This is a genomic window from Pseudomonas sp. LSJ-87 (genome assembly GCF_032971465.1).
Classification (GTDB): domain Bacteria; phylum Pseudomonadota; class Gammaproteobacteria; order Pseudomonadales; family Pseudomonadaceae; genus Aquipseudomonas; species Aquipseudomonas putida_Z.
Map to the genome: position 1 here is coordinate 15,224 of NZ_JAWJYQ010000023.1, position 14,102 is coordinate 29,325.

At 60.9% G+C, this 14,102-nt stretch carries 14 protein-coding genes; 4 read left to right on the top strand and 10 right to left on the bottom strand.

Annotated features, from left to right (window positions below; all coding sequences use genetic code 11):
* Positions 1–16 precede the first annotated feature (16 nt).
* Positions 17–433, bottom strand: a complete 417-nt coding sequence (locus RYH74_RS15135) for a low affinity iron permease family protein (RefSeq protein WP_137164011.1) — start codon at positions 431–433, stop codon at positions 17–19.
* A gap of 180 nt (positions 434–613) precedes the next feature.
* On the opposite strand from RYH74_RS15135, the gene RYH74_RS15140 reads away from it, so the two are divergent.
* Entirely contained in the window at positions 614–1,531 is a 918-nt protein-coding gene (locus RYH74_RS15140; RefSeq protein ID WP_038408135.1) for a LysR family transcriptional regulator, read from the top strand.
* Positions 1,532–1,580: 49 nt separating this feature from the next.
* On the opposite strand, the gene RYH74_RS15145 is transcribed toward RYH74_RS15140, so the two are convergent.
* From RYH74_RS15145 to RYH74_RS15170, 6 genes are all read right to left on the bottom strand, one after another.
* Positions 1,581–2,588 (bottom strand): zinc-binding alcohol dehydrogenase family protein, encoded by a 1,008-nt coding sequence (locus tag RYH74_RS15145; protein ID WP_317409668.1) that lies wholly within the window; start codon positions 2,586–2,588, stop codon positions 1,581–1,583.
* A gap of 111 nt (positions 2,589–2,699) precedes the next feature.
* Positions 2,700–3,077, bottom strand: coding sequence for an NUDIX domain-containing protein (locus tag RYH74_RS15150; RefSeq protein WP_084785185.1), 378 nt, complete (start codon positions 3,075–3,077; stop codon positions 2,700–2,702).
* A 66-nt stretch (positions 3,078–3,143) separates the two neighbouring features.
* Positions 3,144–3,458 carry a hypothetical protein gene (locus tag RYH74_RS15155; RefSeq protein ID WP_075045255.1) on the bottom strand — a complete coding sequence of 105 codons (315 nt, stop codon included), beginning with the start codon at positions 3,456–3,458 and terminating at the stop codon, positions 3,144–3,146.
* Between the two features lie 214 nt (positions 3,459–3,672).
* Entirely contained in the window at positions 3,673–5,277 is a 1,605-nt protein-coding gene (locus tag RYH74_RS15160; RefSeq protein WP_317409669.1) for a hypothetical protein, read from the bottom strand.
* A gap of 79 nt (positions 5,278–5,356) precedes the next feature.
* Positions 5,357–7,093: a hypothetical protein gene (locus RYH74_RS15165; RefSeq protein WP_317409670.1), complete on the bottom strand. Its 1,737-nt coding sequence runs from the start codon at positions 7,091–7,093 to the stop codon at positions 5,357–5,359.
* Positions 7,090–8,916 (bottom strand): tyrosinase family protein, encoded by a 1,827-nt coding sequence (locus RYH74_RS15170; RefSeq protein WP_317409671.1) that lies wholly within the window; start codon positions 8,914–8,916, stop codon positions 7,090–7,092. The genes RYH74_RS15165 and RYH74_RS15170 overlap by 4 nt, the downstream gene beginning before the upstream one ends.
* A 148-nt stretch (positions 8,917–9,064) precedes the next feature.
* Here RYH74_RS15170 and RYH74_RS15175 point away from each other — a divergent pair, with 148 nt between their 5' ends.
* Positions 9,065–9,544, top strand: coding sequence for an Lrp/AsnC family transcriptional regulator (locus RYH74_RS15175; RefSeq protein ID WP_003258733.1), 480 nt, complete (start codon positions 9,065–9,067; stop codon positions 9,542–9,544).
* 206 nt (positions 9,545–9,750) lie between these two features.
* Here the strand turns inward: RYH74_RS15175 and RYH74_RS15180 are convergent, their stop codons facing one another.
* Complete coding sequence (locus RYH74_RS15180) at positions 9,751–10,683, bottom strand: AraC family transcriptional regulator (RefSeq protein WP_317409672.1); 933 nt, start codon at positions 10,681–10,683, stop codon at positions 9,751–9,753.
* Positions 10,684–10,902: 219 nt separating this feature from the next.
* On the opposite strand from RYH74_RS15180, the gene RYH74_RS15185 reads away from it, so the two are divergent.
* Positions 10,903–12,105 carry an MFS transporter gene (locus RYH74_RS15185; RefSeq protein ID WP_317409673.1) on the top strand — a complete coding sequence of 401 codons (1,203 nt, stop codon included), beginning with the start codon at positions 10,903–10,905 and terminating at the stop codon, positions 12,103–12,105.
* On the opposite strand, the gene RYH74_RS15190 is transcribed toward RYH74_RS15185, so the two are convergent.
* Both RYH74_RS15190 and RYH74_RS15195 read right to left on the bottom strand, forming a co-directional pair.
* Entirely contained in the window at positions 12,098–12,502 is a 405-nt protein-coding gene (locus RYH74_RS15190; protein ID WP_085589795.1) for a helix-turn-helix domain-containing protein, read from the bottom strand. The two genes, RYH74_RS15185 and RYH74_RS15190, sit on opposite strands and share 8 nt — an antisense overlap.
* Positions 12,503–12,675: 173 nt before the next feature.
* Positions 12,676–13,362: a hydrolase gene (locus tag RYH74_RS15195; RefSeq protein ID WP_003258732.1), complete on the bottom strand. Its 687-nt coding sequence runs from the start codon at positions 13,360–13,362 to the stop codon at positions 12,676–12,678.
* Positions 13,363–13,625: 263 nt separating this feature from the next.
* Here RYH74_RS15195 and RYH74_RS15200 point away from each other — a divergent pair, with 263 nt between their 5' ends.
* Positions 13,626–14,087, top strand: coding sequence for a Rid family hydrolase (locus RYH74_RS15200; RefSeq protein ID WP_023663225.1), 462 nt, complete (start codon positions 13,626–13,628; stop codon positions 14,085–14,087).
* Positions 14,088–14,102: the final 15 nt, after the last annotated feature.

Consider the following 14,102-nt stretch of genomic DNA (forward strand, 5'->3'; position numbering starts at 1 on the left):
CAATGCCCGTGGACCTCTAGCGCTGCAGGTTGTCCCGAGCGGCATCGTCTGCCTGCTGTTCGCGAGGCGACTGTGGGGCCGTTTCGCAGTTTCGGCCCATCGCCTGATACTCCTTGCGAAGTTGATGGATCTCTCGGTTGTCGAGAGATTCGAGACCTAGTACCGATTGCTCTGCGGACTTTGTAGCGCGGATCAGTTCGTCGAGCTTCACGTGGATGATGTCGTTGTCACGGTTCTGGGTGTTCTGAATCAGAAAGACCATCAGGAAAGTGATGATGGTCGTCGATGTGTTGACGATCAGTTGCCAGGTGTCGTTGTAGTGGAACCAGGGCCCGGACGCAGCCCACAGGGTGATGAGCACCACGGCGATGAGGAAGGTACTGGGTTTACCAGCGTGCTTGGCGAGCCATTGGCAGAACAGCGCGAATTTCATGGTGTTATCTCCACTGCTATCTACGATTCTGACCGCAGCGGTGCGCTGAAATCTTTTTTGCTTTTTCGCCTGGATGACGGGATACACCTGGCGCGCTGCAATTCCTGCAAGCCAACGCTGGGCAGGTATAAGCATTGCCGCTACGCTTTGATCCTCGCGCCAGGTCAAGAATTTTCCACAGTGAAGAAAACAGTTCGGGTTGATGATCTTCAGGTCTTCGTCACAACAGCCTCGGCCGGCAGCTTTTCGGCTGCGGCCAGGTTGTTGGATATTTCACCGGCCTTGGCCAGCGGCGCAGTCCAGCGCCTGGAAAGCTGCCTGGGTGCCAGGTTGTTCGTGCGTTCCACGAGGCGTTTGCGGCTTTCGGATGATGGCGAGCGATACCTGCCTCATGCCCGTCAGGCCTTGGAGGCACTGGACAACGGTGAGGTGGCGCTGACCGAGGGGCGAGATGAGATCGCGGGTACACTTCGCCTGTCCATGCCCTCGGATATTGGCAGGAATCTGCTGCTGCCCTGGTTGGACGATTTCCAGCGATTGCACCCCAAGGTGATGCTGCAACTGCGGATCAGCGATCAGGTGGCCGACCTTGTCGGCCAGCAACTGGATGCGAGTATCCGATATGGGCAGCTGGCAGATTCCAGCCTTGTTTCACTGATGCTTGCCCCTGGAAATCGCAGAACGGTCTGCGCCTCGCCACATTACCTGGCACGACATGGGGCACCAGGGGCCTTGGAAGATCTGGGCAGGCATAATTGCCTGCGTTATGTGATGGGCGAGCAAACCTACGAGCGATGGAGCTTCCATTTGCCCGATGGCGTCAAGACCGTGCAAGTCACAGGCGACCGCGTGAGCGATGACGCCGATATCGTTCGGCGTTGGGGTGTGGACGGATTGGGGGTCGTTTACAAATCCAGGCTGGACGTGCTGGCGGACATACGTGCCGGGCGGCTGATCGAGTTGTTTCCCGGGGATTACGGTCAACCTGCGCCGTTGCAGCTGGTGTGCGCTCATCGAACATCGCTCACACCTGCTGTGCAGGTGCTCAGAGCGTTTCTGGCGGAGCGTTTCGAGCAGCTCATCGCTGCTGATGGATAAGGTGACGGGGCTCATGGCCCCGCCTTCGTTGCGTTGACCGGGCGAGTGATCAGAAGCCTTCCAGAACGATCTTGCCTTTTGCCTTGCCGCTTTCGATCAGGGCATGGGCGCGTTTGAGGTTGCTGGCACTGATGCTGCCGAAGTGCTCGCCAACGGTGGTCTTGATGACCCCCTCGTCGACCAGCGCCGATACCTTTTCCAGCAGGTTGTGCTGCTTGATCATGTCCTCGGTCTGGTACAGCGAGCGTGTGAACATGAGCTCCCAGTGCACCGACAGCGATTTGCGCTTGAACGGCACGATATCGAGATGCTGAGGGTCATCGATCAGCGCGAGCTTGCCCTGTGGGCGCAGCACTTCGACGATCTGCGCGAGGTACGCATCGGTGTGGGTCAGGCTGATGACGTAATCCACCGAGTTGAACTGAAGTTGTTCCAGTTGCAGGGCAAAGGATGCCGAATGGTCGATGACATGATGTGCCCCGAGTTCGCTGACCCAGGCCTGGGTTTCAGGGCGTGACGCGGTACCGATAACCTTGAGCTGGGTAAGCTTGCGTGCAAGCTGTACCAGGATCGAACCAACACCGCCGCCGGCACCGATGATCAGCAGGCTCTTGCCAGCGCCGCCATTTTCCTCCACACCCAGGCGGTCGAACAGCAATTCCCAGGCGGTGATGGATGTGAGCGGCAAGGCTGCGGCGCTGGCATTGTCCAGACTACGAGGCTTGTGCCCGACGATTCGCTCGTCGACCAGGTGATATTCGCTGTAACTGCCCGGGCGGTCGATTGCACCGGCGTAGAACACTTCGTCGCCAGGCTGGAACAACGACACCTCGGCGCCGACTTCGCGAACGATCCCCACGGCATCCCATCCCAACACTTGAGGGTGGTCACCGCTGCGGCTGGCTCTGACCTTGGTGTCGACAGGGTTTACCGCGATGGCTTTGATTTCCACCAACAGGTCCCTGGCACCGGGTGTGGGCTTGGGCAGTTCGTGCTCGTACAACGATCGGGAATCCTGGATCGGGAGGCCGGGGGTGTCGTAGACGATTGCTTTCATTGGGATGTGACCTTTCAGGTGAGCAGTGGTGACAGGTTAATCGCGTCGCCCCCCTGAAAAACCAGGTTGGTGCCGGAACACTTTCCGCGTTTCGCTGATAATCGGGTACCTCTACACAGGGAGCAGGTGCTCTCGTTCAAGCAGCTGGATGTTGGACGGCTTGACCTGCACTTCGTGAAGTTCAGGCGCTGTAAACCAGCGGCACTCCACGATCTCGTGATTTGCGGTAGGCTTTGCGCCAGTTTCGACAGGCAGTTGATAGAGATAGTGTTCCTCGCCTGCGAGCACGTAGTGGTTGAGGAATCGAGCACCATTGAAGGGTAGGCAAGTCTCCTCCATCAGCTCGCGCTGCGCAGCGTCCAGATGATGCTCGCCTGGATCTATTTTTCCGCCTGGCAACGACCATTCAGCGCTTTGCTTGCGCACGAAAAGGATGCGTCCTGCTTGCAGGCAAATGACCGTCGAATGCCGTTCTCTGGAGTTGTTCATCAGGAGCCTCCCGTACGTTGGAGGTGGCATCAGGGCAAAACTCACCCTGATGCCGGCTGCGGATGATCAGCGATCTTTATCCCACTGTTGATCATCTGCCTGGTTTTGCTGGCCGCCCATGCGGTCCTTGTCTGTCAGGTTCTGGTTCTGCTTGTCGGTCGTACGTTGGCCGCCTTGACTCCCCGTGTCACGGGAACGTTCCCAGTCCTTGTTCATCTTGTCCTCAGGTTTCTGGCCGGACTGGCTGCCACCTTGCTGCTGTTGGCCGGGCATCCGGCCGCCCGAACCCTGGCCGCCTTGCTGGCCGGTGCCGGCAGTGTTGTTACCCATGCCGGTGTCAGCATTACCTTGGTTGCCACCCTTGTCTTGATTGTTTGCCATGATTGCTTACCTCAGGTCAGACACAGGAAGGTCTGTGTGTACTGTTATGACCGAAGCCCGTTCCTGCGGTGTGCAAGAAATATTTGGCAAGCTGACTAAACGCATTAATTTCAAGGGTGCGAAATTTTGGTGTGTGGCCACGAACCTATCTGAAGGGCAAAGCGCGATAGGCGAACCCCTGTTCGGGGCGATCGGTGATCGCCCCTTTTGCGGTTCAGGGGCGGTCCTTGAGGGTTTCGAAGGCTTTGACGCTTTGGATCAGGCTTTTGTTGCTGGCGGAACCTGCACTGTTGAACAGGAAGGAGAAGTCCGAGGCCAACGAAGGGCTGCCGGCAATCGTCGCGTACTGATGGCACTGGTTGCAGTCGTCACCCTGCACGTAGGTCTCCATGGTGGTGTTGGCCACCGGCACATTGCCCTGGCTGATGAACGGCCCGTACGACAACGGCACTTGCGCGTTGGCGCCCGGTTCCGGGCTGGGCGGATTGGGGGCGAGGGTCCAGAGTACGTTGATCAGCTTGTAGTACTGGAACACCGACTTGCCTTGGCTGTGCTGCGCGAAGTTGGCTTGTACCGCGCTGTTGAGGGCTTGCAGGTCGCCGGGCACGGGGTGTTCGCGGGTGGTCTGTACCGGCTGGTCGCGTGGGAAGAGATCGGTGCAGTCCTTGTCGGGATGCGTTTGCTTGCACTGGATACGGGCTTGGTTTGGTGTGCACTCGGGGCCGTTGCCACAGTCAGGGTTGTTGAAGGCAAACCCGTTCGGCGGGGTTTGTTGCGGCGGGACCTGGGCCGGTTCGGGCACGTTGTCCACCTGCTCGAAGGTGGTCCAGATGAAGTTGGGCGAAGCCTGGGTCTTGTTGATGATATGCAGGCCCACCAGCCCCACCACCTCCTGGGTACACTCCAGCGTGTCGGGGCGTTTGAGCCAGGCGACGGTAGTCAGGTAGCGCCCGAACAGCTCGGGTTTGCCGGTCAGTACCCGCCAGGCAGCCTTGAGCTCGATCGCGCCCAGTTGCTCCTGTGGCACTGGGGAGGTCGGCAGTGAGCGCATCGGTTCGCCGATGGGCAGCGACAGGCCCTCCGGTGTCTGGCCGTCGAGGTTTTGCGCGACCTTCAACTGGTTGGCGGCGTCGTAGAGCCCCTTGTCGACGATGTAGTCGAACTCGGCCTTGCCCACCTTGCGTTCGAAAAACACCAGTTTGCCCGCCTGGTCCGTCAGCCAGCCGCCGGACGCCTCCATGACCGGGTCGGGAATGGACGCAAGTGTCCCGGTCGACAGGTGGAAACCGTGCAAGGCATTGATCGCGCCTTCGGAGGTGGCGTTCATGAACTTGCGTGCGCCGACCTTGAGTGCCTTGAGGCTACCCTGGGTGCTGCAGCCGGATGGCACCAGGGTTTGCACGCCCCAGCCGGTGGGCGTGGGTGCGCCGGGCAGGAAGATGTCGTTGGCGTCCTTGTAGCTGGCCCATACCGGGGCCACGCTCATGGGTTGACCCGGTGCGGAGGGGACCCCGAACTGCGCCAGCGTGCTTTGCATGTCGGGTTCGCCCGCCAGGCTGGCGGTGGCCGGCCAACCGGGGTTCACCGGCCAGTTCAAGGCAATGAACAGCTGCCAGCCAAAGCAGTTCATGAACGCCTGGCTGGTGGCATTGAAGTTGTTGACCGGCAGGAATCCCCCGCTGGCCGGGTTGAACACCAATTGCTGCTGCACACAGGTATCGGCGTCCGACAGCGTGGCCGCCGTGGCGGGTTGCAGGGTCGACAGGCACAGCAGAATGCCGCACAGCAGCGACAGAAGACTCAAGCGTGACCTGGACATCATTGCGCTCCTTGCAAGCTGTGAAGCCGCACCCGAAGGTGCGGCGGTAGAGGGGTGTAAGGGGTGTGACTGGCGTGGCTCAGGCGCCAGGCACCAGCGCCAGGCCGGACTCCCAAGGGTGGTCTGTCGCGCTCACGTTCACATCTTCACCCGGGTTGAGGGCACGCACTGTCACCAGGCCGGGTGCTGCGGAGGGGCTGACCGTGATGGTCAGAATGTAGGCCTGGGTGCCGCCCGAGTTGGTCTGGCCGGGAATGGCCGACGCGTCGGGCAGGTACTGGGTGACCTGCGCCGTCACCCCAGGGTTGGAGAATTGCACCCTGGCATTCTGCGCCGTGGTAGTCGGGTCGGCGCCTTGCACCACCAGCACGAACTGGTTGCTGCTGCCCGGTGCAAGCCAGGCGGGCAGGTCGGTTGGGGATTGCCCGTAGAACAGGTCCAGCGGCAGCAGCTGCACTGGCCAGGGTTGCAGGCCGGCCACCCGGTCCTGCACGCATGGGAACGCTTGAGGCGTGGTGCTGAGCGGCTTGACGGTGACGCTCAGGCCGACCAGCAGTTGTTGGGCGATGACCCACACATAGTTGACCTTCTGGTTGTTGATGGTGATGTCATTGATCGAGAAGCCGGCGCTTTCCGGCACCTCGAACACCGCCTGCAGGATCTGGTCGGAACCGTTGGCAGCCGACTTGGCCGTACCACGCGTGATGCGCCAGTACTGGCTCACGTCCTGGCCTTGCGGGCCCTTCCAGGCGCTGAAGTCGGTGGGCTGTTGCAAGTACAGGCCAATGGGGTTGGTCAGCGACAGTCGGTTGTTCACCGCCGTGGTATTGGCCATGAAACCGATGTGCGGATCAGAGTTGCGATAGTTCTGCCCGTACTGCGCGCAGCAGATCAACGACTGGGCGTTCTGGCTGCTGCTCACCGGGCGCAGGATGGTGGCGGCGGCGGCCAGGTACACCTCGGCGCTGAGGGTATTGGGGCCGGAGGTCAGGTGCATCGCACCGCCGAACTGGCCGGGCACACAGGCCGTTCCGGCGTTCCATTTGTTGACGGTGTCATAGGCCGGCTTGCCGGTGGTGGGGTCGATGACCGGGTCACCGGCCTTGCCGGTCGGGCCGTCGGCGGTGTAGCGAAGGTACAGGTCTTCGAGTTGCACGTTCGGGTCGATGTAGTCGCGGTACAGGCCCAGTACTGCGTTCGGGTCGATACGCCACATGGTCAGGAAGTACGCGGGGTTTTCGCAGGTGAAGGTGATCTTGCGCATGTTGCCGTTGGCATCGCGCACGATCGACCACTCGCAGTACTCGTCGAGCCAGCCCCGTGGGCCGGAAGGCGAGAACGCCGTGTACTTGCCGTTCCAGTCGATGCTCGGGCAGCGCTTGGCCGGCAGTTGCAGCACGGTACCTTGTTTGTTGGGGTCGTAGAGCATGTAGAGGGTGTTGTCGAGGGTGATCTGGCCGTGGTCGGTCAACTCCATCACCTGGTCCAGGGTCATGGCCTTGCCACCCAACTGGGGAATGACCGCCGCACCGTTGTTGTAGAAGAAGGTCCAGAGCCGGTTGGGGAAGGGCGCCCAGGTGATCGCCGGGGCGGTCACGTCGCCGAAACCTTCCACCAGCGGGTTGTAGTAACCCGAGCGGGGGGCGTCGTTCAGGCCCGACCAAGGGTTGCCGATGATGGACGATTCGGTCCAGCCGGTGAGGTTGTTGTTCCAGTCGGTTTCAAACTGCGGCAACTGGTCTTCCAGGCCCAGCTTGTTGTAGTCCTTGGGGGCTTGGCCGGCGGGAGAGGTGAACTGCGTGAAGGGCGTGCTCATGTCGGTTCTCCTGATGTGCGTGAGGTGGAAGCAGAGCAGCAGCCGGCGACCGGGGGCGGGCCGGCGAGGGTCTGGCGCGGGTCGTCCCACACCAGTTGGGCGATGAAACCGGGCAAGGTCATGTATTCGTCAGGCGTCAGCACGCGGCCGCTGTCGAGGTGAGTCACCACCAGCGACAACTGCACCGCATCGCCGCGGCCAAGGCCCAGCGCAGTGGCGTTGCGGGCCGCATTCAGTGCGCGGGACACGCCGTGGGTGATGCATCGGCCCTTGTCGTCCACCAGCCCCATGCCGATACGGCTGAAGCGCCCCACGTAATGGGGGTTGTCGGCGCTGACGTGCTGCGTGGCAGCGTCGGGCTGGTCGAGAAAGACATCGATCAGATAGGTGTCATGGGTGCAGCGCACATGATCGAACACCACCCACGGCCCGGGCCCTGCGGCGTTGCCCGCGGCAGGCCCGGCTTTTGCACTGTGCTTGCAGCAGGCGCCGGTGGCCGCCTTGGGCACGCCGAACTGTGGGGCTACCGGCACGCCATAGTCGTAGCCGATGTGCCGGCTGTCCTGGGCCATGTCGCCGATGGTGGTGTAGCGCCAGGCGTCGGCGCTGGTGAAGGTGAGCTGCGTGGCGTCGTGGCCGGAGAACGGCTGGAGCAGGCACTGCGTGGTGTATTGCGCCCCGGGGTTGGCCCTGATCCAGACCTCGAGCATGCGGTCGATGTTGGCGTGGTAGGAGCAGAACACCGGGTCGAAGGCGGTGTAGGCGTTGTCGGCCATGTCGCCGCCGATCCAGCCGTGATAGTTGTCGTGGGGTTGCTCGTACAGGCCGTCGAAGTTGAGGGCACGATTGGGGTACAGGCTGTCCTTCTGGGGCGGGTCGAACACCGGGATATTGGCCCACGGATAACCGGGCACACCCTGTGGTTGGCTGAAGGTGGTGAACTTCAGGGCATCCACCACCTGTTGCTGGAAAATCCGGCTCATGCCGTACAAACGGGCGCGATCCGAGCGCGAGTCGTCACCGTGGGTGTAGAACAACCGGTCGCGTTGCACATAGCGGCAGTCCACCCCCTTGGCCGCGCCGCTGGCGCACACCTTGGAACAACCGTCCTTGGCGGCCGCGTAGCGCAGGGGATTGGGCCGGGTTTCGCCGGTGTGCGGGTGCACATAGGTTTCATCGAGAAACGCCTGGGGCAGGCCGGCCTGTGGGCTGCCGTCGACGCTGGCATCTTCGGCCATCCAGTCCCAGTAAGGAATGGCGCAGTCGATCAGTTGTTCCAGGTACAACAGGTAGGCCCGGTGCCAGAGGGCAAACGCCTCCTGGTAATGCAGGCACCAGTTGGTGTGGATGTAGGCGTAACGTTGCCAGGGCGAGCCACTGTCGGGGTCGCCCACCTGCATCACGTCGTCCAGGCGGGCGCGGTACAGGTTCAGTTCCTCAAGGCTCAGGGCGCGGATGTCCTTTCTCACCCGCCTGACCGATTGGGGCAGGTCTGGTGGCGGGATGCGTTCGGCCAGATCGAAGGGAGAATCGGCGTCCAGGCGCCAGCCCTGGTTGACCCACAACCTGAAGGTTTCCAGGGCATCGATCGGCCAGAACTGTTGCTGGTCGAGGGTCAGCGGCATGTTGCGCGAGGCCAGGTGCTGGTAGATGGTTTCTGACCAGGTTTTGACCGACTCCGGGTCGTCCAGGTAGACGAAATAGGCGTTCATGCACCCGGTCCAGGAGGCTGCCACGGCCGCGCGCTGCGCAGCGGGGATCCAGTAGGGAGCGGTAAAAAGGCCGTGGATGTCCGCGGTCCATGTCGGTTTCGCGATGATCATAAGGTCCCTCTCATGCGCCCCGCAGGCGGGCTGCTAAGCTCAGTTGATGGTAAAGAGCTGGCACGCAGGGAATCGTGCAAATTGGCGCGTCCTTGCGGCGGATTCATTGCAGTTTTTCAAGGAAGACACGTGAAAAATGACAGACGCCATGGATCTGAAGATTCTGGGAAAGCTGCAAAAGGATTGCAGCCAGAATCTGGAGTTGCTGAGTGACAGCGTCGGGCTGTCTTCCACCAGTTGCTACCGGCGTATCAGGCGCCTGGAAAGCGCAGGCATCATCAAGGCCAAGGTCGCGATACTGGACGAGCGCAAGCTTGGCATTCAGGTGACGGCCTTCTTTCTGGTGAAGCTGGACCGCGACAGCAACGACATTGACCGCAAGATGCAGCACATCCTGGCCAGCCACCCGGAGATTCAGGACTGCTACCTGATGACGGGCGAGTTCGACTTCGTGATGGTTGCCAAGTTTCGCGATGCCACCGAGTACACTGACTATATCTACCGGTTTCTCGACACTTACCGGGATATTCCGATTCGCACTTATTCCTCGACGTTGGTGGTGCGCACGGTGAAGAAATCGTATGAATTGCCGCTGGGAGGAGGGCTGCAGCAGGCTGTCGATGCCTGATCGTGTCTCCAACCTCGTGGCTTTGCGCGGGCTCTTGTGGGAGCGGCCTTGTGTCGCGATTGGGCTGCGAAGCGGCCCCAAGGTTTCAGCACAAGTGCACAAATGGCGGGGCTGCTTCGCAGCCCAATCGCGACACAAGGCCGCTCCCACAGGATCCTCTACAGGCCAGAAGCTCGATGCAAGGCATGTGCGATCTCTTTGGGAGATTACCCTGCCCTTTGAGCTGGCGCTGTTTGACGTAACTCCGAAATATCGCGTTTCGGCGGCGTACCGAATTGCCGCCCATATTCGCGACTGAACTGCGAAGGGCTTTCATAGCCGACCTTGAAGGCTGCCGTGGCAGCATCCAGGTGTTCATTGAGCATCAGCCGTTTCGCCTCGTTCAACCTCAACCATTTCTGATACTGCAGCGGGCTCATCGCGGTGAGCTGGCGGAAGTGCTGATGGAAGGTTGACAGCCCCATCTGCACCCGAGAGGCCAACTCATCTACCCGCAACGGCGCGGCGTAGTTCAGTTTCAGCCAGTCGATGGCCTTGGCGATTCGATGCCCCTTGCTGCCGACCGAGGCGATGTAGCGGAGCAGGGGGGCCTGGTCGCTCTGTAGCAACCGATAGTGGATTTCTCGCTGAATCAGCGGCCAGAGCACGGGTATCGCATCAGGCTCTTCCAAAAGCCCGATCAGTCGGCTGAAGCTCTCCAGCAGCTTCGGGCTTAGCAAACCCACGCCGGCGCTTGTGTGAACAGACTGGCTGCCCGCCGGCAGGCGGCCGTCTTGCGCGATCAACTCTGCCAGTGTGCGCAGGTCGAGCTTGAACACCAGGCCCAAGCAAGGTGCGCCTTCGCTGGCCATCGTCACCGCCGAATGGGCAGGGATGTTCAGCGAGGTGACCAGGAACCGGGTCGAGTCATAAGGGAACACGTCGCCGCCGATGACCATTTCCTTGGCGCCCTGCACGACCAACACGATGCTTGGCTCGACGATACAGGTGACCGGTGGGGCCGGTGCGTTGCGTCGATAGACGCTGAGGTCCGCGATGCGTGTCGCGAAATCGCCAGCCGTTGGCGCGTGGGCGCCGATGACCTTGCACAGCGTGGCCATCGGGTGCGCGTGTGAGGTCGGTTGTGTGGTGGCGGACATAGGAAGCCTCAGGTCATCTCTTGGAAAGACACTACTCGCGCGTCACTTCCGCTGTCCATGCCCCGTCGACAGGGTCTGGAGAATCAGGCAAGAAAACTGTTCGTTTGATCTACTGATACGCCGTTTTTCGCGAGGAAGATGGGCGGCAGGCAATGTTGCCAAAGTGCTCGAGTAACGCGAGGGCACCCGCTTTTCATAACCTGCTGCACGAGAACCACCATGACCAGCTCAGCGATCCCCCTTCAACATTCCAGCAGGCAGGTCTGGGGCGCCGTGCTGGCAATGTCACTCTGCGCCTTTGCCCTGGTAGCGTCCGAATTTCTGCCGGTGAGCCTGCTTACACCACTTGCCACTGATTTGTCGCTTACCGAAGGCCAGGCCGGTCAAGCCATTTCGATCTCGGGTTTCTTCGCCGTAGTCACCAGTTTGTTGCTGTCCACCCTGACGCAGGGTATTGATCGAAAACCTGTCCTGCTGGCCACCACGGCGCTAATGCTGGTTTCCGGTGCAATGGTGGCGTTTGCCCCGAACTACCCGACCTTGATGTTGGGGCGGGCCGTGCTTGGGATCGCCATTGGTGGATATTGGTCGATGTCCACCGCAGTGATGATGCGTATCGCACCTGAAGCCCTCGTTCCCAAGGCCATTGCCGTGATGCAGGGCGGTACTGCGCTGGCCACGGCGATCGCGGCCCCGGTCGGCAGTTACCTGGGCGGCCTGATCGGCTGGAGAGGGGCCTTCTTCTGCGTCGTACCTTTGGCCGCAATTGCGTTGATCTGGCAGGCCTTCACGCTGCCGGCGATGCCTGGCGAGCGTGGTACGGCTTCGGCGACCGCATCCCTGCGTTTGCTGCTGGACAGCAAGGTTGCGCTTGGCATGGCTGCAGTTGCATTCCTCTTCATGGGGCAGTTCACGCTGTTCACCTACCTTCGCCCATTCCTGGAAACCGTGACACAGGTGGACGTGCCCACGTTGTCGCTGCTTCTGCTGATCATCGGCGTTGCGGGGCTGGTGGGAACGATGATGGTAGGTTCGCTCGTAGGCCGCCATCTGTTCAGAGTGCTGCCCGGTATTCCACTGCTCATGGCCGTCATCGCATTCGCTGTGATTTCGACAGGTTCCTGGGTCGTCCCGACGGCGGTGCTGCTTGGTGGCTGGGGCTTGATTGCCATTTGTGCGCCCGTGGGCTGGTTCACCTGGCTGGCCAGGATGCTGCCCGAGGACGCCGAGGCCGGGGGAGGCCTGATGGTCGCGGTGATACAACTGGCGATTACTGTAGGTGCGACCTTAGGTGGGGTGCTTTATGACGGCGTTGGGTACCAGGCGACCTTCATCGCCAGTGGGATGATGCTCTTGGTAGCGACTGCCTTGACCATGAGGGTAGGGCGGCATCGAAGGAGTACAAATGTGCTCCCTAATTGAGCAAAGGCTCAGCCAGCATGGACGCCTGTCGCTGCCAAGCCTGCGGCGACATCCCCTCGGCCTTGACGAATGTGCGACAGAAGTGGGACTGATCGCAGAAACCGCACTCCAGTGCGATCTCAGCGAGCATCATTCCCGAGCCCCCCAGTAGTTCCTTGCTTTTGCGCAACCGTTGTTCACGCATCCACTGCTGCGGGGGCACATGCAGGGTATCCCTGAACATTCGTGTGAAATGGCTACGCGACAGCGAGCAGGCTTGGGCGAGTTCCGTAACAGTTATGCCGGTGTCCAGGTTCTCCAGCATCAACCTCTTGGCAGTCGTGACTTGCCAGGGCTTGAGCAGCCCGGTCGTTTTCAGTGCGACAGTCGCCAGCACAGTGCAGTGATCGCTGTTCATACAAATCCATTAATCAATGAAGTGGGCACGCACGTTTCGAGTGAGCAGAGCAGGCCACTGCAGCCTCGGGCGGGCTACAGACGATAACGCTCGATTCGATGGCCTGGCTCAGCCAGCCGGCGTACCCATCAGCGGGTCAATGAACAGCCCCTGGATGCAGGGGCTGGCAATGGTCAGACAGCGGCAGCAACCGGGGCCAGGGTTGGGCCGTGCTGAACGCGCTCTGGTGCTTTGTGCACCATGGTGTAGGCGTAGTCGACACCCATGCCGTAGGCGCCTGAGTGTTCTTTCACCAGTTCCATGACGGCATCGTAGGTGTCGCGGTTTTTCCAGTCGCGCTGCCACTCCAGCAGCACTTGTTGCCAGGTCACCGGAATCACGCCTGCCTGAATCATGCGCTGCATGGCGTAGTCGTGGGCTTCCTTGGTGGTGCCACCGGAGGCGTCGGCAACCATGTAGATTTCATAGCCGGCATCGTTCATCGCCGACAGCGCGAAGGTGGTGTTGCACACCTCCGTCCACAGGCCGGAAACGATGATCTTGTTGCGCCCGTTTTTCTTGAGCGCGTCACGCACCTTCTGGTCATCCCAGGAGTTCATGGAGGTTCGCTCCAGCAGCGGAGCGTCGGGGAACACGGCGAGCAGCTCGGGGTAGGTGTGCCCAGAGAAGCTTTCAGTCTCGACCGTCGTGATGGTGGTGGGCACATTGAAGATCCTGGCTGCCTTGGCCAGGCCTACGGTGTTGTTTTTCAGGGTCTGGCGGTCGATGCTCTGAACGCCGAAGGCCATCTGTGGCTGCTGATCGATGAAGATCAGTTGGCTGTTGAATGGGGTCAGTACTTCAGTTTTTGGATTGTTCATTCTTGTTCCCTGTCAGCTGGATGATGGTCATCGCACAAGTCACGGCGCCTGCCTTCTGCAGACTGTGCTGAGGCACTGGATGACGTCCTCAGTGATGCCCGTTGCTTGAGTCCGAGCACAAGATAGCGAATCGCAGAGCGAAGCGGTGGCGCACCTTTGCGCTCTCAGGAGCGCATTAATGCGCCATTCGCTTGTTCATCCTGCTGCTAGGATTCGCACGCAAACGCGGATCTACCTGATCCGGTTTACGCCAGGAGAAAGCGATGGCAGCTTCACAACCACTCAACAAACAAACCGCCTATTGGGGCGTTCCGTGGGAGAATTCTTACGGGTATCCGCAGGCACGGCGGGTAGGGGACGAGATCTACGTATCGGGCCAGTTCAATCATGACGAAGAAGGCAACCTGGTCGCGCCGGCACCCCTGGATCGTGACGGCAGGCCCTGTGATTTCTCTTCGATGGGGGATCAGATGCGCGCCGCCTACGACAATATCGCCAAGCTGCTCGCGCTGTATGGCGCGACGCTTGAAGATGTCGTGGAAGAGACGCTCTACGTACTGGACATGGACGCGGCCTTTGCCGTGGTCGGCAAGGTGCGCAAGGCCGCCTACGGCACGGAGCGGCCTCAATGCGCCAGCAACATCATCGGCGTCTCGAGGCTTGCCCAGCGCCCACAGCTGATCGAAATCGCCTGCAAAGCGGTACTTGGCTCACGCGCTGAGTGACCCGCACTCCCGGTT